This is a genomic window from Paludisphaera rhizosphaerae (genome assembly GCF_011065895.1).
In the GTDB taxonomy this organism is placed as follows: domain Bacteria; phylum Planctomycetota; class Planctomycetia; order Isosphaerales; family Isosphaeraceae; genus Paludisphaera; species Paludisphaera rhizosphaerae.
The window spans coordinates 205,079-224,827 of the sequence record NZ_JAALCR010000003.1 but is presented as its reverse complement, the minus strand read 5'-3'; the positions used below and the strand labels follow the sequence as shown (position 1 = coordinate 224,827).

Genomic DNA, 19,749 nt, shown 5'->3' with positions numbered 1-19,749 from the left:
TCGAGGGCCGGATGCAATGCCACCACGAATCGTCTCGCTGGCGATCCTGGTCTACTGGCTGATTGGGGCTTTCTTCCTCTTGAGGTGGGAGGTCGTGCCGGAATTGACGCTCGGGTATCCGCCCGACCTGCGGGCGATCGCGGCGGCGGCCGGTGAGAACCCGACGCCGGTTTCCTGGTCGATCGACGTCATCGACGACCCTCAGCGGCCGGAGGCCCGGCGGGCGGTGGGCAAGGCGGTCACGGATTCGAACCGGCTGGCCGACGGCTCGTACGCCCTCTCCAGCCGCGTCGACTTCGACGCCGCCGAGGTGCTCAAGCAGTCGCCGTTGTCGGGAGGGGCGGGCGTCAAGCTGAGCATCCTGGGCGATTATCGCGTCGACGCCCACGGCGACCTTCGCTCGTTCACCATGGATGTGAAGGGGGGCGACTCGGAGGACGTTTTCTTCAAGGTCCAGGGGAAAGTCAACGACGGCGTCATGGACGTTCAGTCGCGGGGGATTGCCTCGATGCTGAACATTCACCGCAAATTCCCCTACGAACCTCGATCCGTGGTCTCCGACTCGCTTCGACCGCTCGACCGGCTTCCCGGACTGCACGTCGGCCAGCGATGGGACATGAAGATCATCAACCCGCTTTCGGGGGTCGTCGAGACGGCCCGGGTCGTGGTCGAGCGACGCACGTTCATCGACTGGAACGGCGAGGCCGTCAGCGCCTTCGAGGTCGTCCAGACCGCTGGGCCCATCAAGGCGAAGACCTGGGTGCGGCTTGACGGCGTGATCCTCCGTCAGCAGGTGCCGTTGCCGTTCGTGGAAATGGTTCTGGAACGGCTTCCCGACCCGACCCCAAAGCCGAACGCGGAACCCGCGGCGGAGACGACGCCATGATCGAGCTGCGAGGCGTAAGCAAGTCGTTCGGCGACAAGAAAGCGGTCGACCGCCTTGACCTGACGGTCCGGCCCGGCGAACTCTTCGCCTTCCTTGGGCCCAACGGGGCGGGCAAGACCACCACCATCAAGATGATCTGCGGTCTGCTGACGCCCAGCGAGGGGAGCGTGCTGATCGGCGGAATGCCGGCGGCCTCTGAAGGAGCGAGGCGACTCTTAGGGTACGTCCCCGACCAGCCGTACCTGTACGACAAGCTCACCGGCCGTGAGTTCCTCCGGTTCGTCGTCGAGATGTACGGCGTCGACCGGGCGACCGGCGCTGCGCGGATCGAGGAGATGATCGAAACCTTCGAGATGGGGGATTTCATCGACGAACTCTGCGAGGGTTACTCGCAGGGGATGAAGCAACGGGTGGTCTTCGCCTCGGCGCTGGTTCACGAACCCCGGGTGCTCGTGGTCGATGAGCCGCTGGTGGGGTTGGACCCCCGGAACGCGCGGGTCGTCAAGAACATGTTCGTCGCCCAGGCTCGCGCCGGGGCCGCTGTTTTGATGTCGATCCATCTGCTCGCGATCGCGGAGGAACTGGCCGACACGATTGGGATCGTCGATCACGGTCGGATGCTCGCCGTCGGGCCGCTCGACGAACTGCGCCGGCAGGCGAAGCACGACGGCAGTCTGGAAGACCTCTTCCTGAAACTCACCGGTCACGACGTTCCGCGGGCGATCAGTCCGATCGCGCGGGCCCGCCTGGAGACGAGCTTATGAGCCTGGCTCTGCCGGAGTCTTTCGTCCCAGCGCCGGCCTCGGCCGCAACCCCCGCCGATCGGTCGGCTCGGGCCCTGCGCTGGCTCCGCTGGCGGCAGCTTAGCAACACTCTAAGCGCCCTGGTGGCCGACTCGCGGCTTCGGGCTTCGATGATCGTCTTCTGCAGCGCGGTTTTCTGGGCGGGATTGTTCCTGCTGTTCCTCAAGAGCTTCCAGTTCATCGCGATCTACGTCGATCTGGCCAACACGATCATCGAATACCTGTTCGGCATGTTCTTCCTGTCGCTTCTGGTGATGCTCCTGTTCTCGACGGGGATCATCGTCTATGCGGCGTTGTTCCACTCGCGAGAGGCGACGTTCCTGCTGACAACCCCCGCGGCGGCCGACCGGATTTTCGCCCACAAATTCGCCGAGGCCGTGGCGTTTGCGTCGTGGGGGTTCCTCTTGCTGGGAAGCCCGCTCCTGGTGGCGTACGGGCTGACGATCAAGGTGGGCCCCTCGGCGTCGGACGCCGGCGCGCCGTGGCCTTACTACGCGTTGATCCCCGCCTTCCTGGCGGTGTTCGTGTTGATACCGTCGAGCCTGGGCTCGATCGTGGCCATCGCCGTCGCCAACGTCTTTCCCCGACGCGAGCGGACTGTGCTGGCCCTGGCGACGGTCGTCGGCCTGGGAGTCTTTCTCTATACGGCGTGGAAGCTTCTCACGACGCCCTACGAGGCTCTCAGCAGCGACTGGCTGGGGAGCGTGCTCAACCGCCTCGCCTTCTGTCAGAATCCATTGTGGCCCAGTCGGTGGATGTCGGCGGGGCTGCTGGCGGCCGCCAAGGGAGACTGGCGCGGGGCGGGATATTACCTGATGATCCTCTCCTCGCACGCCGGGCTCGCCTACCTGACCGCCGCCGTCCTCGCTCGCGATCTTTACCGTCGGGGCTACGGGCGGATTCAGGGCGAACGCTCCAGCCGCAAACGCCGCGGCTTCGGCCTCATGGATGCGACGTTCCACCGCCTCTTCTTCTACCTGCCGCAGCCGATCCGGTTGTTGATCCTCAAGGACCTGCGGACGTTCCTTCGCGACCCGACTCAGTGGTCGCAGTTCCTGATCTTCTTCGGTCTGCTGGCTTTCTACTTCCTGAACATCCCTCGGCTCGGTTACGGCGCGCAGAGCCCGTACTGGCGGAACCTGGTGAGCTTCCTGAATCTGTCGGTGACGGCCTTGATCCTCTCGACGTTCACCAGCCGGTTCATCTTCCCATTGCTGTCGCTGGAGGGGCGGAACTTCTGGACGCTGGGGCTGCTGCCGCTGCGGCGCGACCAGATCCTCTGGGGCAAGTTCGCGTTCTCGGCGGGAATCTCACTCATCTCCACCGAGTTCCTGGTGGTTCTCAGCGATCTGATGCTCCAGATGAATCCCTGGATGATTCTGCTGCACGTCGGGATGATCGCCGTGCTCTGCCTGGGACTCTCGGGGATCAGCGTGGGGCTGGGAGCGCGGCTGCCGAACCTGCGCGAGTCCGACCCATCGAAGATCGCCGCCGGGTTCGGCGGGACGTTCAACCTGCTGGTGAGCCTGGTTTTCATCTTCACGATCGTCACGGCGCTGGCCGTGCCGTGTCATCTCTACTTCGTCGGCCAGGACAACGCGGAGTCGGCCCGGCTGATCCTCTCATGGGGCGCGCTGCGGTTCTGGCTGACGACGGCCGTGATCGCCAGCCTGATCATTGGCGCTGCGGCGACGATCATCCCGCTGCGGATTGGAATCCGGGCGTTCAACCGGATGGAATTCTGAGTGGATCGGAACATCCTTGCGGACGTCCCACCGGTTACAATCGGCGGCGAGCGGCGTGGGGCTTCGCCGCGTACACCGATCTGATCTGTATCGGGAGGTCAGGGACATGATGAAGCGATCGTGGACGTGGGCGCTTGTCGGGCTCGCACTCGCGGCCGGCCAGGCTCGATCCCAGCAGGCTCAGCCCAAGGAGGGGGCTGCGGTCGTCGTCGATGGATCGGTTCGAGGGGTCTACCGCAGCCAGAAGTCGGATCGGACCGACTACGTGGTGCAACTCGACGTCACCCGTGCTGAGATGGGTCGCGGCGCCGCCGAGGCCCGCCGACGCGGGTCCACGATCCCCGCCCCTGGCGAGCAGGTCTACGTCCACGTCTTCCAGGGGGCGAATCGAGGGCAAGGCTACGCTTCCGTTCCCTCCGAGGGAGCCACGATCAAGGCCTACCTGTATCCCCATGAGGGCGGCGGCTGGGAAGGGACGTTCCCCAACTGGTTCGACCAGTCCGGCGGACCTCCGCCGATCGACCGGACTGCGGAAGCCCGACCGACGACTCCTTCTCCCTCGCCCACTCCGACCCCGAACCTCCCACCTGTCCCCACGTCCCCATCGACGGCCGGCGCTGACGTTCTGAAGTCGATCGGCGTCAAGGCCGACGCGGTCGAGGTCAACGGTCGGCTCGTCCTTCGGATCACCGACGTCCTCCCCAATACGCCCGCGCAGAAGGCCGGTTTTGAACGGGGCGACGTCATCATCGGCGTGAACAAGTCGGGCTTCGCCAGCGTGCAACAACTCGCCGAGATCCTGGCCAAGGGAGGGCCGAACGCCGAGTTCGCCATCCTGAACGTCCGGACGCGCGAGCAGGTCGAGGTGCCGGTGGACCTGACCGGCGTGATCGCGGCTGCGCCGACTCCGACCTCGCCGGCTCCGACCTCGCCGGCTCCGTCCAGCCCAAGACGCACGTTGGGCGTTCAGGTGGAACCCGTTCGACTCGGGCTTCGGACGGCGCTCAAGGTGACGGGATTGCAGGAAGGCGGGCCCGCCAAACAGGCCGGGATCGAGGTCGGTGACGTTCTCGTCGAGGCCGGCGGGATCGCGCTGAACGATCAGGCCCGGCTGCAAGAGGCCCTCAATGCGGCCGGCGAGAAGATCGTCGTGTCAGTCCGCGACGTCCGTTCCGGTCGTGACGTTCCCGTCGAAGTCGCTCTCGGGGCGGCACCGGTTCCATCACCGTCGCCTTCGCCGACGCCTACACCCACGCCCGGACCGGCTCCCTCGAATCCCGCGCCCACTGGCGGGGGGCTCACCGCGCAGAGCTTCGGGCTGACGGTCAAGCCTGGGACGGCCGATCTGCTGCCGGTGGTGAAGGTGGCGGCCGTCGCCCCTGGCAGTCCGGCCGAGAAAGCCGGCCTCGAAGTCGGCGACGCCATCGTCGGCGTCGACGACCGAGTCGTCTTCGCTCCGGACCTCTTCGAACAGGCCCTCAAGAGCGTCGGCTCCTCGTTCACGCTCACGGTCCTCGACGTCAAGTCCGGCAAGAAGACCCCCGTCAAGATCGACCTCGGACGCTGACGGACCGGCCCCCCGCGCTCAGGCCTGAGCGCGGGGGGCCCATTCACCTCAAGGAGGGACATCCGATGGAATCCCAGGTCGGCCACGAATTGATCCGTCTCGCCCGAGATCAGCGCATCGCCTCGCTCGGAACCCTGCTCGATGGGCACCCCCTGGTGTCGCTCGTCCTCTTCGACGCCAATCTCGACCTCTCGGCGTTCCACATCCACGTGAGCCGGCTCGCCCAGCACGCTCGGGCACTCAGCCAGAGCCCCAAGGTCGGCCTGATGATCGCCGCGCCCGACAGCCACTCGCGCAATCCCCAGACTCTCTCCCGGCTCTCCATCCAGGGCTTCGCCGAACCCATCGACCCCCACAGCCAGGCCTTCACGGAGACCCGCGACTCCTACCTCCGCAAGTTCCCCCAATCCGAGATCAGCTTCCAGCTCGGCGACTTCTTCCTGGTCCGCATCGAACCGGTCTCGGCCCGACTCATCACCGGCTTCGGCGCCATCCACGACCTCACCGGCGACGACATCTCCAGCCTCGCCAGGCAGACCCACGGGTTCGAGTGAAGCCGCCTTGTCCTCACCCAGATTCGTTCTATACTTTCAAAAAGGATTGAAAGGACGACGGCGACGCCGGTTTCGGTCGAGACGAAAAATCCGGCCAACCCCGCCGGCCCCTGGGAGGGAGTTATGGCGAGAGTTGTCCGGGTCGGAGCGGTCAGTTATCTGAACGCCAAGCCTTTGTACTATCGCCTGGAGGAATTCGCCCCCGAGGTCCGGCTGGAGATGGAAGTCCCGAGCCGGTTGGCGGATCGATTGGCGGCCGGGGATCTCGACGTCGCGCTGATCCCTTCGGTCGAGTACCTGCGGGGGGCGTCGCGGGGATATGAGATCCTGCCTGGTTTCGCGATCGGGGCTCGGGGGCCGGTGCGGAGCGTCAAGCTCTTCAGCAAGGTCCCGTTGGGCTCCATCGACCGGCTCGCCCTGGACGCGGGCTCGCGGACGAGCCAGGCGCTGGCGCAGGTTTGGCTGGAAGCGGCCCACGGCGTCCGTCCGGAGACCATCGAGCCGCTGCCACTGGGGGTCTCGGCACTGGAGAGCACAGCCGACGCCGTGCTCGTGATCGGCGACCGGGCGATGAAAGTCCCGGAGGACTCATTCCACGAGGTCGTCGACCTGGCGGAAGCCTGGCGCGAGCTGACCGGACTGCCGTTCGTCTTCGCCCTCTGGGTCGTTCGGGCCGGGGCCGACCTTGGGGACGTTCCGGACGCCCTGGCGCGGTGTCGGGCCGAAGGGCTGGCGAACGCCGACGAGCTGGCCCGAATCCACGGCCCGCGGCTGGGCCTGGACTTTCAGACGTGCTACGATTATCTCACCCGTGTCCTGTCTTACGACCTGGGCGAGCCGGAGCTGGCCGGCCTGCGGCTGTTCGCCGCGATGGCCGCACGCCTGGGCCTGGCGCCTGAAGGAGTGAATCTTGTCTTCCACCGCCCCCGCGACCTTGCGACGCGCCGCTGAGGGCGGCCGTTTGACGTTCGAGGAAGGCGTCGCCTTGCTTCGGGAAGCGAGCCTGCTGGAACTCGGCGCCGCGGCCGACGCTCTTTGCCGTCGGCTTCACCCCGAGCCGTTCCGGACGTTCAACATCGACCGCAACATCAACTACACGAACGTCTGCACGGCCGTCTGCGACTTCTGCGCCTTTTACCGGAAGGTCGACGACGCCGACGCCTACGTCCTGGACCGCGACGTCCTCTTCGACAAGATCCGCGAGACGGTGGAACTGGGCGGCGATCAGATCCTCCTCCAGGGCGGCCTCCATCCCAGGCTCAAGCTGGAGTGGTACGAGGAGCTGTTGCAGGACATCCGGTCGACCTTCCCCACGATCAACGTCCACGGCTTCAGCGCCCCGGAGATCCACCACTTCACCAAGGTCGCCAAGCTGCCGTTGCGAACGGTCCTGGAGCGGCTCAAGGAAGCCGGCCTGGGGAGCCTCCCCGGCGGCGGGGCCGAGATCCTCGTCGATCGCGTCCGGAAGGCGATCACCCGCGGCAAGGTGAACACGGCCGACTGGATCAACGTCCATCGCGTCTGGCATCAGCTCGGCGGCCGGTCGACGGCCACCATGATGTTCGGCCACGTCGAGACGATTGAGGAGCGGATCGAGCACCTTGACCAGGTCCGTCGCCTTCAGGACGAGACCGGCGGCTTCACCGCCCACATCTGCTGGACCTTCCAGCCCGAGCACACCGACATGGCCGACGTCCCTCCCGCCGGGGCGTTCGAGTACCTCCGCACCCAGGCCATGACGCGGCTCTACCTCGACAACGTGCCCAACATCCAGTCGTCGTGGGTCACGCAGGGGGCGAAGATCGGCCAGATGGGCCTCTTCTTCGGCGCCAACGATATGGGGAGCCTGATGATCGAGGAGAACGTCGTCTCCTCGGCCGGGACCGTCCACCACCTCAGCCTCGACGAGATCAAGCGCTGCATCGTCGAGTCCGGCTACATCCCCCGCCAGCGTAACGTCTTCTACGAGTACATCGACGAGGCCCCCGCGTTCGACGGGGCCGTCGCCGGAGCCCTGGCGTGATTCAAGTCGAGAGGCTCGGCAAGTCGTTCCGCGACACCCAGCGCGGCTGGGTGGAGGCGGTCCGCGACGTCTCGTTCGAATGCCGGCCCGGCGAGATCTTCGGTCTCCTCGGCCCCAACGGCGCGGGCAAGACGACGACGCTCCGGATCCTCAGCACCGTGCTCAGGCCGACCGCCGGCCGCGCGATGGTCGCCGGCTACGACGTCGTCGAGGCTCCTCAAGAGGTCCGCCGCCGGATCGGCTTCATGTCGGCCAACACGGGGATCTACGACCGCATGACCGCCTGGGAGCTGGTCGAGTACTTCGGCCGGCTCTACGGCTTGCCCAAGGACAGGCTTCGCGAGCGGATGGAAACCGTCTTCGGCTGGCTCAAGATGGACGACTTCCGCGACGTGCTGGGCTCGAAGATGTCCACCGGCATGAAGCAGAAGGTCTCCATCGCCCGGACGATCGTCCACGACCCGCCGGTGCTGATCTTCGACGAGCCGACCTCGGGGCTGGACATCCTGGTTCAACGCGTGGTCCTCGACAAGATCCTGGAACTCCGAGACATGGGCAAGACGATCGTCTTCTCGACCCACTCCATGAGCGAGGTCGAGCGTCTCTGCTCGCGGGTCGCGATCATCTACCGGGGCGAACTCCAGGCCCAGGGGCCGATCAACGAGTTGCTCGCGACCTACAGCCAGCCTGACGTCGAGGAGTTGTTCTTCAAGCTCGTCGAACAAGCGGACGCTCGGTACGCGGCGGCCGGCGGTCAGGCGATCGGGGCGGGGTCGAATTCATGAACTGGTCGAACGTCTGGCAGATCTTCGTCCGCGAGGGGCTCGACCAGCTCCGAGACCGCCGCACGCTCTTCATGGTGGTCGTTTTTCCGATCCTGCTGTACCCCCTGATCGGCGCGGGGGTGCTCCAGTTCGCGGCCGCCTTGCAGGAGAAGCCGCGCCGGGTGGTGATCGTCGGCGCCGACCGCTTGCCGAAAGACCCCCCGCTGCTGAACGCCGAGGGGACGGGCTTCAACCCGGCCCTCTTCGACAGTCCCGCCGAGGCCGCCCGCCTGGAGGTTGAACGCGTCCCCGACTCCGGCGAATGGGCCGACGACGCGGTCCGAGGGCGAGCGGTTCGCGACGGCCTGGCCTCGGCCGTGATGGTGATCCCGCCGGACCTTCCGGAGCAATTCAAGGCCCGGGCCGACGCGGCGATTCCGATCCACTACAAGAGCGTCGACGAGACCAGCAAGATCACCTACCTCCGTCTTCGCGAGGCTCTCGACCGCTGGAAGGGCGGGATCGTCGAGGAACGCCGCAAGGAAGACAAGCTGCCCGAAGGCTACGCCAAGCCGATCGACGTCATCCCGCAGGACGTGGCCACGAGGCAGGAGATCGGCGGCAACGTCTGGGGGCGGATCTTCCCCTTCCTTCTGGTCATCATGGCCCTCACCGGAGCTTTCTACCCGGCCGTCGACCTCTGCGCCGGCGAGAAGGAGCGGGGGACCATGGAGACCCTCCTCATCAGCCCCGCTGGTCGCGCTGAGATCGTCCTGGGCAAGTTCCTGGCGGTGCTCGCCGCCAGCGTGACGACGGCCGTGTTGAACCTGCTGAGCATGGGCCTCACCGGCTTGCAGATGGCCCGGCGGGCCGTCGGTTTCGGCGGCGAAGACTCGGCGAGCAGCGCCGCCGCGGCGCTCGCCCCGCCGACCTTGCAGTCGGCCCTCTGGATGATCGTCCTGCTGATCCCGCTGGCCGCCTTCTTCAGCGCGGTCTGCCTGGCGGTCGCGGCGATGGCCCGCAGCATGAAGGAGGGGCAGTATTACATGACCCCTCTCTACCTGATCTGCCTGCCGCTGATCTTCCTGACGATGACGCCGGGCATCGAGTTGAACGCCTTCTACAGCCTGGTCCCCGTGACCGGTGCGGCCCTCCTGCTGAGGGCGCTCATCGTGGGCGACTACGCCACGGGGTTCCGTTACTTCATCCCCGTGCTGGTGCCGACGGTCATCTACGCCTGGCTGGCGTTGCGCTGGGCCGTCGAGCAGTTCCAGGATGAGGAGGTGCTGTTCCGTGAATCCGAGCGGTTCAACCTGGTGCAGTGGGTCAAGGCGACGATCCGCGACCGGGGGCCTCGGCCGTCGGCCTCGCAGGCGGTGCTCTGCTTCGCGCTGGTGATCACGGCCTCGTGGTTGTTCGCCCAGGCGTCCTTGACGGCCGGCTCGACGAGCGGGCTGGGGGCGGTGGCCATCGGCCAACTGCTGATCCTGCTCGTGCCGACCGCGATGGCCTTTTTGCTGACCACCGACCCGCTGGGGACTCTTCGTCTCCGCTCGACGGACGCTCGCTACTTCGCCCTGGCCGCCGCGACGGCCGTGGCGGTGAACCCGCTGACGGCCGAGTTGAGCCGGCTGGTCGAATGGGCTTTCCCGCTCTCCGACGCGACCAAGGCCGTCTTCAACTCGCTCCTCCAGGGCGAGACTCCGCTGTTGCTGGCCGTCCTGCTGTTCGCCCTGACGCCGGCCGTCTGCGAAGAGGTCGCGTTCCGGGGCTTCATCCTGTCGGGACTGAAGACGGGGAGGCGGCCCTACTCGGCAATCGTCCTCTCGGCGCTCCTGTTCGCGTTGCTTCACGTGTTCCTGAGTCTCTTCCAGCAGTTCTTCAACGCGGCGATCCTGGGCGTCTTCCTGGGCCTGCTGGCCGTCCGCAGCCGAAGCCTCTTGCCGGGCGTGCTGTTCCACGCCCTGAACAACGGCTTCGCCGTCGCGCTGGGGGCGTGGGTCGGGCTCCTCAAGCGTATGGGGGCGGCGGGGGCCGTCTATCGCGACGCCGAGCATGGTCTTTACCAGTTCCCCTGGGTGATCGTTGCAGCGGCGTCGGCGGCGGCTCTCTTCCTGTATCTCTGGAGGTTCGACCGTCCGAAGATCGAGGGGGCCGGATGAGACGCGGGACGTTCAGCCTCCGGGCGCGGTACGTTTTTCCCGTCGAGCGGCCGCCGATCGAGGACGGCGTCGTGGCGATCGACGGCGGCCGAGTCGCCTGGGTCGGCCCGGCGAGCGAGCGGCAGGCCGACCTCGACCTGGGGGACGTCGCCGTGATCCCCGGGCTGGTCAACGCGCACACCCACCTGGAGCTTTCCGGTCTGCCGGACGACGCAGGGCGGAATCCCAGGGCCGTTGAGAACGAGGTCGCCTGGCTCTCCAAGGTGATGGCCCACCGCCGTTCCGTCGCGCCCGAGTCTTACCGCGAGGCCGTCGACCGCAACCTGGCCGCGTCGATTGCCGCCGGGACGACGACCGTGGCCGACATCACGACCGCCGGCCTGAGCTGGGACGCGATCGCCAAGGCCCCGACGCGTGCGGTGGTCTTCGCGGAGGTCGTCGGGCTGAAACGTCATCGAGGGCTGCAGACGAATGATGCGGCCTGGCGCTGGTTGGGCTCGATCAATCCCGAGGCGCAGGTGGCCGCCAACGCACGCCCGGGGCTTTCCCCCCACGCTCCTTACAGCACGGCGGGCTGGCTCTACCACAACGCCGCGTCGAGCCGGCTGCCGTTGACGACCCACCTGGCCGAGATGCCCGAGGAACTCCAACTCCTGGAGACTCGCGACGGTCCCCTGCGGCGGTTTCTCGAAGACCTCGGCGCGTGGGACGACGAGTGGGAGCCGATCGGCTCGCGGCCGTCGGAGTACATCCGCAAGGGGGACCTCCGCGACGCCGACTGGCTGATCGCCCACGGGACGTACATCGACCCTCAGGATTTCTGGCAGCTTCGGCCGGAGGCTTCGACGAACGGCCATCGCGTGGCCGTCGCCTTCTGCCCGAGGACCAACGCCCGGTTCGGCCACGACGCCCACCCCTACCGGGCGCTGTTGGAACGCGGGGCGATCGTCTGCCTGGGGACGGACAGCCTGGCGTCGAGCCCGTCGCTGAGCGTCCTCGACGAGATGCGGTTCCTCCACGCCCGCGACGGCTCGCTCTCCGGCGAGCTGCTGCTGACCATGGCGACGCTGTTCGGCGCCTGGGCCCTCCGCGCCGAGACCACCGCCGGCTCGCTCCGCCCCGGCAAGTCCGCCGACCTGGCCGTCGTCCCGCTTCCCGATCGCGACGAGCAAGATCCGTATCTCCTGCTGCTGGAATCGGAAGAGCCCGTGGCGGCCACCATGTTCGAAGGCGACTTCGTCACGGGTCCCTGGAGGGGTGTTTGAGAAGCCGTCGCATAAGCGAAGGTGCAATTCGAGGGTCTTCCCCCCTCGAGGGGGAAGACAGACCGCGCAGCGGTCAGATGAGGGGGACGACCGCCGTCGCAGACGCATCCGGCGGTTGGTTCTCATAGCAACGCCGATCCCCCCTCATCCGGCCCTGCGGGCCACCTTCCCCCGCGAGGGGGGAAGGCCGTTTGTCGCCCCGTCCCAGCACTTTTGGGACAGGTTTCGAGGGATCAGCGGCCGGACCACTTCAGGTCGAGGAACTTCTCCATCAGCCGCCAGCCCTGGTCGAAGAACGCGCCGCCGCCGTCGAGGGCGTGCTGTTCGTCGTAGCGGAGGCCGCTGGCGGGGATGTTCGTCCCGGCGATCGTCCAGGCGACGGGGGCCCGGTCATGGGCCCGGGTGCGGAGCAGGGTGGAGTGGTCGGGGGAGATCAAGATCCGCCACTGCTCGTACGACTTGAGAGCGTCGACGATCGGGGCCACGATGTCGCCGTCGATGCGTTCGAGGGCCTCGACCTTGGCATCGGCGCGGCCTTCGTGGCTGGCCTCGTCGGGGGCCTCGATGTGGACGCAGACGACGTCGTGGTCGCGGAGGGCCTCGATCCCGGCCTTCCCCTTGGCGACGTAATCCGTGTCCAGGTAGCCGGTGGCGGTCGGGACGTCGATTCGGTCCCAGCCGGCCAGCACGCCGACGCCGCGCACCAGGTCGACGGCCGAGATGATCGCCCCCTTGAGGCCGTGCAGCTCGCGAAACGGCGGCATGTGCGGGGCCTCGCCCTGGCCCCAGAGCCAGATGGCGCTGGCGGGCTTCTTCCCCTGGGCGATCCGCGCGAGGTTGACCGGGTGGTTCGCCAGGATCGGCTCGGCCCGCTTCATCAGGTCGATGAGCAGGTCGGCGCCGGGTCCTTTGGGGAGGTAGTTCGCGGCCGGCTCGTCGGGGTGGTCGTGAGGCGGAACGGTCTTCGTTTCCCTGGTGAAGACGGTCGCGCCGGGCTTGCCGCGATAGATCATCAGATTGCGGTAGCTGACGCCCGCGTGGAACTCGACGTCCGGCCGACCCAACTCCTGCTGGAGGGTCGCCATGATCGAGCCCCCCTCCTCGCTGGTGATGTGCCCGGCGGTGAAGTCGGACAGGCGGCCGTCGGCGATCGTCATCAGGTTGCAGCGCACGGCCCAATCGTCGGGGCCGAGCGTGACGCCCATCGCGGCGGCTTCCAGCGGGGCGCGGCCGGTGTAGTACTTCTCCGAGTCGTAGCCGAAGAGGCTGAGGGTGGCGACGTCGCTGCCGGGCAGGAAGCGATCGGCGACGTTCCGCGAGCGACCCACGATCCCCTCCGAGGCCACGCGGTCCATCGCCGGGAGGTTCGCCGCCTGGAGGGCCGTCTTACCGCCGAGGGCCTCGAACGGCTCGTCGGCCGCGCCGTCGGGGATCACGATCACGTACTTGGGGGAGGCGGGCACGGCGGGGGTCCTTGGGATCGGGGCAGGGGGCTGGCGATCACTCCTCGACGCCGAGGCGGACGCTCGGGGCGCGGACGACGTCGAGGCGGTCGATGGCTCGGATGGCTTCGCGGAGGTCTTCCTCCACGGCCAGGTGAGTCATGATGACGAGCGGGACCGGGCCGGGCTCGCCCCCCTCGCCGTCGGAAGGCTCGTGCTGGATCACGCTGGCGATGCTGATGCCGCGGTCCCCCAGCACCTGGGCGATGGCCGCGATCACGCCGGGACGATCGGCGATCAGGAACCGGAGGTAGTTCCGCCGCCGCGACTGGCTGGCGGGGAGCAGGGGGACCGCCGGGGCCGTAGCCGACCAGAAGTCGAGCGTCCGCGAGGTCAAAAGCGCCCGACCGGTCGCCACGTCGATCACGTCGGCGACGACGGCGGAGGCCGTGGGCATCATCCCAGCGCCCCGGCCGTGGAAGAACGTGTCGCCGACGGCGTCGCCGACCACCCGGATCGCGTTGTAAGGCCCGTGGACCTGAGCCAGGGGGGCGTCGTTGCGGACCAGGCTGGGGGCCACGCGAAGCTCCAGGGCGCCGTCGGCAAGCCGGGCGTGGGCCAGGAGCTTGATGGTGTAGCCCAACTCGCGGGCGTACTTGAGGTCGGCGATCTCCAGGCGGTCGATCCCCTCGCGGGGGATGTCGGTCGTCTTGACGCTCGCGCCGAAGGCCAGTTGAGCCAGGACGGCCAGCTTGTGGGCGGTGTCCGTGCCGTTGACGTCGAGAGTGGGGTCGGCCTCGGCGTAGCCGAGCGATTGGGCGCCGGCGAGGGCGTCGGCGTAGGCGATCCCCTCCTGGGTCATCTGGGTCAGGATGTAGTTGCAGGTGCCGTTGAGGATCGCCGCCAGGCTCTGGATCTGGTTGGCCGCCAGGCCGACGTTGATCGCCCCCAGGATCGGGATCCCGCCGCCGACGCTCGCCTCGAAGGCCACGGCGCGGTCGGCCGCGCGGGCGGCGGCGAAGACCTCGGGGCCGTGCTCGGCCAGGAGCGCCTTGTTGGCCGTGACGACGTGCTTGCCGGCCGCGAGGGCGTCCAGCACGATCCGACGCGCCGCATCCACGCCGCCGATCAACTCCACGACGATCTGGACTTCGGGATCGTCGATCACGCGGCGGACGTCGTCGACGACCCGGACGCCCTCAAAGTCGGCGTCCCGACGTTTCTTAAGGTCGCGGACGACGGCCCATTTCAGCTCGATCCGGCGTCCCGATCGGCGGGCGATGCGGTCGGCGTGCTGCGTCAGGATCCGGGCGACGCCCGCGCCGACGGTTCCCAACCCGACCATTCCCACGCTGACCTGTTCCATCGCGACCACCGTTAAAGGCGCTCCGAGAGGAGAAATCCGACTAACCGAGAAGCGCCCGCACGGGCGCGTCAAGTCTAGGACGCAACCGCCGGCCCTGCAAGCCGAACGGGTTTCTGCCTGGGGCTGACGACGCGGGACGATTGCCTCGTCGACGGCTTCGAATTTGGGTTCGATCGCATTGGAAGTTCCCGTCGAATGTCGCTGGAAGTCTTTGATTTATAATGGATTGCGCTTGTGGTTCCGCGTGGCTTCGTTCGCGTGCTTTTCGAGGTTCCCACTCTCTCTTACACCGTTGCACCCAGAGCAACCGAGCCTTGTCGACAAAGAGACGTCCTTCCCGACATTGGCTTCGCGTTTGGGTTCGATCGTAGTCAGACGGTATCTCGGAGATCAGGCGTAAACATTGATTGGATAAGACGTTTCGCGTGGTGGGCGTCCTGGCTTCGTTCGGCAAGATACGCGACGCGCGCTCGCAATTCCACCGGCCCGAGCGCCAGGCTGGGTGCCATGCCCACGCAAGCGTGGGCATGCGATCGGCGACAGCCGCGAAGTCGCCGTGTGTCTGGTCGGCAACGTTCATGCAATCGCTCTCGACTGCCAAATCAACGCCTACGTAAAGACTCCCGCTGAGTAGAGTTTACTCACAACCCGAATTGATGGATGGCCGATGCAACGAAGCAGGCACGCCCTGGCCAAAGGACGGCCTGAACGGTCTCCCCCACAAGGAGGGGAGACCGTTCTCCGTGGCGACGCACCCGATCCGGATCGAGACGGTTCGTCGGGAGGGGGATTCTCAAGCCTGGGCGGGCAGGCCGGCCTTGCCGCCGCGGGCGATCAGGATGATGCCCAGCTCGTAGAGCAGGATCATCGGCACGGCCAGGAGGGTCATGCTGATCGGGTCCTGACCGGGGGTGAGCACGGCGGCGGCGATCGTGATGATGAGGATCGCGAACTTCCGCTTGGCTCGGAAGTCGTCGACCGTGAAGATCCCGATGCGCTGGAGGAATAGCATGACGAGCGGCGTTTGGAAGGCCACGCCGAAGACCAGCGGCAGGATCGTGGCGAAGCTCATCCACTCGCTCAGCCGCAACGTCGGCGCGACGCCCAGCCAGACGTTGAAATCCAGCAAGAACGCCAGGGTCAGCGGCAGAACGAAGAAGAAGCAGAGGAGAATGCCCGAGACGAACAGTCCCAGCGAGACGGGCAGGAACCGCATCACGTAATGGCGTTCGTGGCGATACAACCCGGCCGCGATGAACGCCCAGATCTGGTAGAAGACCCAGGGGCTCGCCAGCACCAGGCCGGAGACCAAGCAGACCAGGAAGTAGATCGTGATCGTCTCCAGCGGCCCCAGCGAGATCAGCGAGTTGTCGATCTGGTAGACCGACTTCTCGCTCAGGCCGATGACGTCCGCCAGCTTGTAGCGGATCGGGAATTCCAGGAGTTGGCCCTTCACCGCCTCGACGTCGGGCAGCTTCAGGTCGGGGGCGAGCTTGGCGATGGCGGCGATGAAGGACTCGGCCGGCACCTGGGCCTGAACCTCGGGCGAGACCTCCTGGGCTTGCCGGGCGGCCTCGGCCTTCTTCTCGTACTCGCTGGCGTAGAAGGCGGTCAGAGCGTTTTTGGCGGGCGACTCCATCTTCTCCATGACCCGCTTGCCGATATCGAGCGGCGGGACGAAGACGATCAGAACGCCGACCATGAGGCCGGCCAGCGCCAGGATGAGCCGCACGCGCAGCTCCTCAAGGTGCTCGCCGAAGCTCATCGTCACCATCGATTGCTCTTCGACGAAGAGATCGCGATCGCTGGGCATTGGACGTGGACCAACGGGGGTGGGCCCGCCGCATGAGGGGCGGGGCGACTTCTCGACGCGGAGGAGACGCGGGCTGCTGCGGCCAGTCCCGAGGCCGGAGCCCTTGGCGGGCGGCGCCGCGCGGCGGTCTCACGGGGACGACCGGGCGCGCGGGGGCGTTCCTGTGGCCACAAGTCTAACAGCAAGCCGTCGGAAACGCCAGGCCGGGACGGCGGCGGTGGACGGCCGTCGGTCGCGACGTTACAAATGGCTGACCGCTGATGAGGAACGTCGATTCCGCGAAGAAGGATGCTCGCCATGCAGTCGATCCCCCTGGAGCCGCTCGTTTTCTGGCCGATCTCGCGCCAACTGGTCTGGGGAGGTCGAAAGCTAGGGACCGTGCTGGGCAAGCCGATCGGCGAGGGGAACGACTACGCCGAAAGCTGGGAGCTGGCCGACCACGACGACGACGTCAGCATCGTCTCCGAAGGCCCGCTGTCCGGCACGACGCTTCGCGAGTTGATCTTCCATCGTCGCATCGAGTTGTTCGGCCCCGGCTCCCCCTCGATCAAGCAGTTCCCGCTGCTCGTGAAGTTTCTCGACGCCCGCGAAAACCTCTCCGTCCAGGTCCATCCCGACGACGCCCTGGGGAAGGAGTTGGTCGGCGACAACGGCAAGACTGAAGCCTGGGTGGTGCTCGCCGTCGACCCCGGCGCATCGATCTACGCCGGTCTCAAGCTGGGCGTCACGCGGGAGATGCTGGAGGAGGGGATCAAGACCGGCGACGTCGAGCGGCTCTTGCATCGAATCGAGCCCAAGCCGGGCGACTGCATCATGGTTCACGCCGGGACCGTCCACGCCATCGGCGCTGGGGTCTTGCTGGCGGAGATCCAGCAGATGTCCAACGCCACCTTCCGGGTCTTCGACTGGAATCGCGTCGACGCGGCGGGGCGACCGCGCCAATTGCACGTCGAGCAGGCGATGCGTTGCATCGACTTCGACCGAGGGCCCGTCGATCCGATTGTGCCGAGGCCGTACGTGATGGAAGACGGCGTCGTCCGCGAGCCGCTGGCCATCTGCGACTACTTCGAACTCGAGCGGTGGACGCTCGAAGCGCCCAGCGAGATCGGCGACGACGATCGATTCACGATCCTCATGGTCCTGGAAGGGGAGATCCGCGTCCGGTCGGCCCGTGGCGATCGGCCGTTCCGCAAGGGGCAGACCGTCCTCTTGCCGGCGTCGATCGGCCCGACGATGATCTACCCCGTCGACCGGGCCGTGGTTCTGGCCTGTCAGCAGCCCTGAGTGAATTTGACCGATGCCCGAGCAGCCGATTCAACCGTCCCGACCTGATCGCGTGGGTCTCCGAGACTGGCTCCGCCTGGCCCGCGCCGTGCCGTCGGCCTGGGATCTCCGCAAGATCCTGATTTCGGCCGTTGGGCTCATCGCCCTGGGTTTGGGAGCCTCGGCTCTCGATCGGTTGGCTCCCGGCGCGGCGCCGCTTCCGATCTGGGGAGATTGGGGCGGCCACATCGGCGTTCCCCTCCGCGGGCCGTCGGATCTCTCGGACGTTGCACTCAGAGCGGCCATGATGATGGCCGAGCCGGTCCACCTGCTCGTCGGGCCGCTGGTGCATCTCTTTGCTCGAACCGCGTCCATCGTGCCGACTCTGCTGCAACTGGTCTGGACGCTCGCGGTCATGGGAGTGGTCGGCGGCGCTCTCGCCCACATGGAGCTGGCCGAAGCCGCGACGGGGGAAAGGCCGGGCGTCGCCGCCAGCCTGGCGTTCGCCTTCCGACGCGCGCCGAGCGTGATCGCCGCGCCGCTTCATCCTCTGTTGATCGTGCTGATGTTGGGCCTGATGTCGGCCGTGCTCGGCAAGGCGACGGCCCTGGCCGCGCTGGTCCTGGGTCTTTTCTCAGCCGTGTTGTTGCTGGAGATGGTCGCATCCTGGCCGCTGATCCATGCGGCGGTGGCCGCGGAGTCGGAGACGGCCGTGGAGGCGATCGGCCGCTGCTACGGTTACGTCAACCACCGGCCCCTGACGCTGGCGACGGCGCTGGCCGTCGGCTGGGCCCTTGGCTCCGTCGGGCTGGCGGCATTCGAGCTTTTCCTGCGATCCGCATTCAGCCTGGGCGAGTGGGGCGTCGGGATTGGACTGTCAAACCCTGGCGCGACGGGAATGCGTTGGGAATCCGGGCCCAGTCCCTGGGTCGCGTTGATGAAGCTGACGTGGGAGGCCTGGGCGTTCGCCTTTTTCTGGGCGTCGGCGGCTCGGACCTACCTCCTGCTGCGTCAGGATCTGGACGACATCCCGGCATGGGGCTCGGCGGCGGCGCGGCGATAGAGGTCGGCCAGGCCATCGGCCTCGGCGTCGAGGTCGAACCTTTCGTGAAGGTCGTCCCGCGCGGCCTCGCCGAGCTCGCGAGCGAAATCGGGGTGGTCAAGCAGGCGGAGGATGGCGTCGGCCAGGGCCGGCGGATCGTCGGGGGGACCAGCAGACCGGACTTCCCCGGCCGGATCAGGCCGCGGAGCCCGCGCACGTCGGCCGCGACGCAGGGAACCCCGTGCGCCAGGGCGAGCGTCAACGTCCTTCCGGCGCTGGGGCCTAGCGAGGGCTGGCAATAAACGTCGAGGACCGACCAAAGGCGCGGGCCGACGACGTCGAAATCGGTCATCGTCACGCGTTCCTGAATGCCGAGCGCCAGGGCGTGTCGACGGACCTCGATCGAATCCCCGCCCTGCACGGCGATCAGGAATTCCAGGTCGCGACCGCGATTCAGGGCGATCCGGGCGGCCTCCAAAAAAGCGGCGAAGCCGGTCTCCGCCAGCGGCGGCCCCGCCACGCCCGCCACCAGGACGCGCGTCCCCCTGGAACGGGGCGGGGGAGGCTCGACGACGATCCCGGGGGCGATGACGGAGACTCGGTCCTGGGGGACGCCAAGGTCGTCGATCAGAACCTCGCGGAGTTCGTCGCCTGGGACGACGAATGCGTGCAGCCATCGGCGGCTGATGCGTAGTCCGGCCTCAGCCGTCAGAAAATCGTCTACAGTCTGGACGTAGGGAAGCTGCCAGGTTTCGGCCATGGCCAGGGCGGCCGAGGCGGTTTCCTCATGGAGTGCGTGCAGAACCGCGGGTCGAGGAACGGAACGCCCGTGGAAAAGCCGTCGGATCGCCAACGACTGGAACCAGCGTCGGTTGAGTCCGGGAAACTCCAGGATCCGAGGGTCGGTCGGAGCGTCGGCACGGCCGGAGCAGACGACGCGCGGGGCGATTCCACGGCGCTCCAACCGATCGAGCAGCGGCCCCAGCGGCCAGCCGTCGTCGTCCAGGCCCAGTTTCCCCGCCAGGATGAGCACGTCCAGGGGCGTTTCGCCGCC

Annotated in this window: 16 protein-coding genes and 1 pseudogene; 13 read left to right on the top strand and 4 right to left on the bottom strand. The window is 67.3% G+C overall.

Annotated features, from left to right (window positions below):
* Window positions 1-16 precede the first annotated feature (16 nt).
* The 10 genes from G5C50_RS05465 (at window position 17) to G5C50_RS05420 (ending at window position 11,769) form a co-directional block, all read left to right on the top strand.
* A complete protein-coding gene (locus tag G5C50_RS05465; protein ID WP_165066163.1) occupies window positions 17-886 on the top strand; it encodes a hypothetical protein in 870 nt (289 codons plus the stop codon).
* Window positions 883-1,650 (top strand): ABC transporter ATP-binding protein, encoded by a 768-nt coding sequence (locus G5C50_RS05460; protein ID WP_165066160.1) that lies wholly within the window; start codon window positions 883-885, stop codon window positions 1,648-1,650. The genes G5C50_RS05465 and G5C50_RS05460 overlap by 4 nt, the downstream gene beginning before the upstream one ends.
* Entirely contained in the window at window positions 1,647-3,434 is a 1,788-nt protein-coding gene (locus tag G5C50_RS05455; RefSeq protein ID WP_165066157.1) for a putative ABC transporter permease subunit, read from the top strand. The genes G5C50_RS05460 and G5C50_RS05455 overlap by 4 nt, the downstream gene beginning before the upstream one ends.
* A 106-nt stretch (window positions 3,435-3,540) precedes the next feature.
* The gene (locus tag G5C50_RS05450; RefSeq protein ID WP_165066154.1) at window positions 3,541-5,001 is read left to right on the top strand and encodes a PDZ domain-containing protein; all 1,461 of its coding nucleotides are present in this window, start codon (window positions 3,541-3,543) and stop codon (window positions 4,999-5,001) included.
* Window positions 5,002-5,066: 65 nt separating this feature from the next.
* Window positions 5,067-5,555, top strand: coding sequence for a HugZ family pyridoxamine 5'-phosphate oxidase (locus G5C50_RS05445; protein WP_165066151.1), 489 nt, complete (start codon window positions 5,067-5,069; stop codon window positions 5,553-5,555).
* A 123-nt stretch (window positions 5,556-5,678) separates the two neighbouring features.
* Entirely contained in the window at window positions 5,679-6,506 is an 828-nt protein-coding gene (locus G5C50_RS05440) for a menaquinone biosynthetic enzyme MqnA/MqnD family protein (protein ID WP_165066149.1), read from the top strand.
* Window positions 6,466-7,578, top strand: a complete 1,113-nt coding sequence (gene mqnC, locus G5C50_RS05435; RefSeq protein ID WP_165066146.1) for a cyclic dehypoxanthinyl futalosine synthase — start codon at window positions 6,466-6,468, stop codon at window positions 7,576-7,578. The genes G5C50_RS05440 and mqnC overlap by 41 nt, the downstream gene beginning before the upstream one ends.
* A complete protein-coding gene (locus G5C50_RS05430) occupies window positions 7,575-8,363 on the top strand; it encodes an ABC transporter ATP-binding protein (protein WP_165066143.1) in 789 nt (262 codons plus the stop codon). The genes mqnC and G5C50_RS05430 overlap by 4 nt, the downstream gene beginning before the upstream one ends.
* Window positions 8,360-10,504 carry an ABC transporter permease subunit/CPBP intramembrane protease gene (locus tag G5C50_RS05425; protein ID WP_165066140.1) on the top strand — a complete coding sequence of 715 codons (2,145 nt, stop codon included), beginning with the start codon at window positions 8,360-8,362 and terminating at the stop codon, window positions 10,502-10,504. The genes G5C50_RS05430 and G5C50_RS05425 overlap by 4 nt, the downstream gene beginning before the upstream one ends.
* A complete protein-coding gene (locus tag G5C50_RS05420) occupies window positions 10,501-11,769 on the top strand; it encodes an amidohydrolase family protein (protein ID WP_165066137.1) in 1,269 nt (422 codons plus the stop codon). Before G5C50_RS05425 ends, G5C50_RS05420 begins: the two co-directional genes overlap by 4 nt.
* A gap of 233 nt (window positions 11,770-12,002) precedes the next feature.
* Here G5C50_RS05420 and G5C50_RS05415 read toward each other — a convergent pair whose 3' ends face one another.
* From G5C50_RS05415 to tatC, 3 genes are all read right to left on the bottom strand, one after another.
* Window positions 12,003-13,232 carry a cofactor-independent phosphoglycerate mutase gene (locus G5C50_RS05415; protein ID WP_165066135.1) on the bottom strand — a complete coding sequence of 410 codons (1,230 nt, stop codon included), beginning with the start codon at window positions 13,230-13,232 and terminating at the stop codon, window positions 12,003-12,005.
* 37 nt (window positions 13,233-13,269) lie between these two features.
* On the bottom strand, window positions 13,270-14,577 hold the full coding sequence (locus G5C50_RS05410; protein ID WP_165066132.1) for a homoserine dehydrogenase: 1,308 nt from the start codon (window positions 14,575-14,577) through the stop codon (window positions 13,270-13,272).
* 793 nt (window positions 14,578-15,370) lie between these two features.
* On the bottom strand, window positions 15,371-16,351 hold the full coding sequence (gene tatC / locus G5C50_RS05405) for a twin-arginine translocase subunit TatC (protein WP_240906976.1): 981 nt from the start codon (window positions 16,349-16,351) through the stop codon (window positions 15,371-15,373).
* Window positions 16,352-16,687: 336 nt separating this feature from the next.
* On the opposite strand from tatC, the gene G5C50_RS05400 reads away from it, so the two are divergent.
* The 3 genes from G5C50_RS05400 to G5C50_RS32515 are packed head-to-tail and all read left to right on the top strand — an operon-like array spanning window position 16,688 to window position 18,997.
* On the top strand, window positions 16,688-17,674 hold the full coding sequence (locus G5C50_RS05400) for a type I phosphomannose isomerase catalytic subunit (RefSeq protein WP_165066126.1): 987 nt from the start codon (window positions 16,688-16,690) through the stop codon (window positions 17,672-17,674).
* A gap of 52 nt (window positions 17,675-17,726) precedes the next feature.
* Window positions 17,727-18,716, top strand: a complete 990-nt coding sequence (locus tag G5C50_RS32520) for a hypothetical protein (RefSeq protein ID WP_240906975.1) — start codon at window positions 17,727-17,729, stop codon at window positions 18,714-18,716.
* The gene (locus G5C50_RS32515) at window positions 18,689-18,997 is read left to right on the top strand and encodes a hypothetical protein (protein ID WP_240906974.1); all 309 of its coding nucleotides are present in this window, start codon (window positions 18,689-18,691) and stop codon (window positions 18,995-18,997) included. The genes G5C50_RS32520 and G5C50_RS32515 overlap by 28 nt, the downstream gene beginning before the upstream one ends.
* On the opposite strand, the pseudogene G5C50_RS33150 reads toward G5C50_RS32515, so the two are convergent.
* Window positions 18,913-19,728 (bottom strand): annotated as a pseudogene (locus G5C50_RS33150) (glycosyltransferase family 4 protein); the annotation flags it as partial. The gene G5C50_RS32515 and the pseudogene G5C50_RS33150 overlap by 85 nt on opposite strands.
* Window positions 19,729-19,749 lie beyond the last annotated feature (21 nt).

Excerpts from the sequence above, each read along its gene's own strand:
- G5C50_RS05460 (WP_165066160.1), top strand. The coding sequence starts at position 883 with ATGATCGAGCTGCGAGGCGTAAGCAAGTCGTTCGGCGACAAGAAAGCG.
- tatC (WP_240906976.1), bottom strand. The coding sequence starts at position 16,351 with ATGGTGACGATGAGCTTCGGCGAGCACCTTGAGGAGCTGCGCGTGCGG.
- G5C50_RS05425 (WP_165066140.1), top strand. The coding sequence starts at position 8,360 with ATGAACTGGTCGAACGTCTGGCAGATCTTCGTCCGCGAGGGGCTCGAC.
- G5C50_RS05410 (WP_165066132.1), bottom strand. The coding sequence starts at position 14,577 with ATGGAACAGGTCAGCGTGGGAATGGTCGGGTTGGGAACCGTCGGCGCG.
- G5C50_RS05445 (WP_165066151.1), top strand. The coding sequence starts at position 5,067 with ATGGAATCCCAGGTCGGCCACGAATTGATCCGTCTCGCCCGAGATCAG.
- G5C50_RS05450 (WP_165066154.1), top strand. The coding sequence starts at position 3,541 with ATGATGAAGCGATCGTGGACGTGGGCGCTTGTCGGGCTCGCACTCGCG.
- G5C50_RS05400 (WP_165066126.1), top strand. The coding sequence starts at position 16,688 with ATGCAGTCGATCCCCCTGGAGCCGCTCGTTTTCTGGCCGATCTCGCGC.
- G5C50_RS05455 (WP_165066157.1), top strand. The coding sequence starts at position 1,647 with ATGAGCCTGGCTCTGCCGGAGTCTTTCGTCCCAGCGCCGGCCTCGGCC.
- G5C50_RS05420 (WP_165066137.1), top strand. The coding sequence starts at position 10,501 with ATGAGACGCGGGACGTTCAGCCTCCGGGCGCGGTACGTTTTTCCCGTC.
- G5C50_RS05465 (WP_165066163.1), top strand. The coding sequence starts at position 17 with ATGCCACCACGAATCGTCTCGCTGGCGATCCTGGTCTACTGGCTGATT.
- G5C50_RS32515 (WP_240906974.1), top strand. The coding sequence starts at position 18,689 with ATGGGGCTCGGCGGCGGCGCGGCGATAGAGGTCGGCCAGGCCATCGGC.
- G5C50_RS05440 (WP_165066149.1), top strand. The coding sequence starts at position 5,679 with ATGGCGAGAGTTGTCCGGGTCGGAGCGGTCAGTTATCTGAACGCCAAG.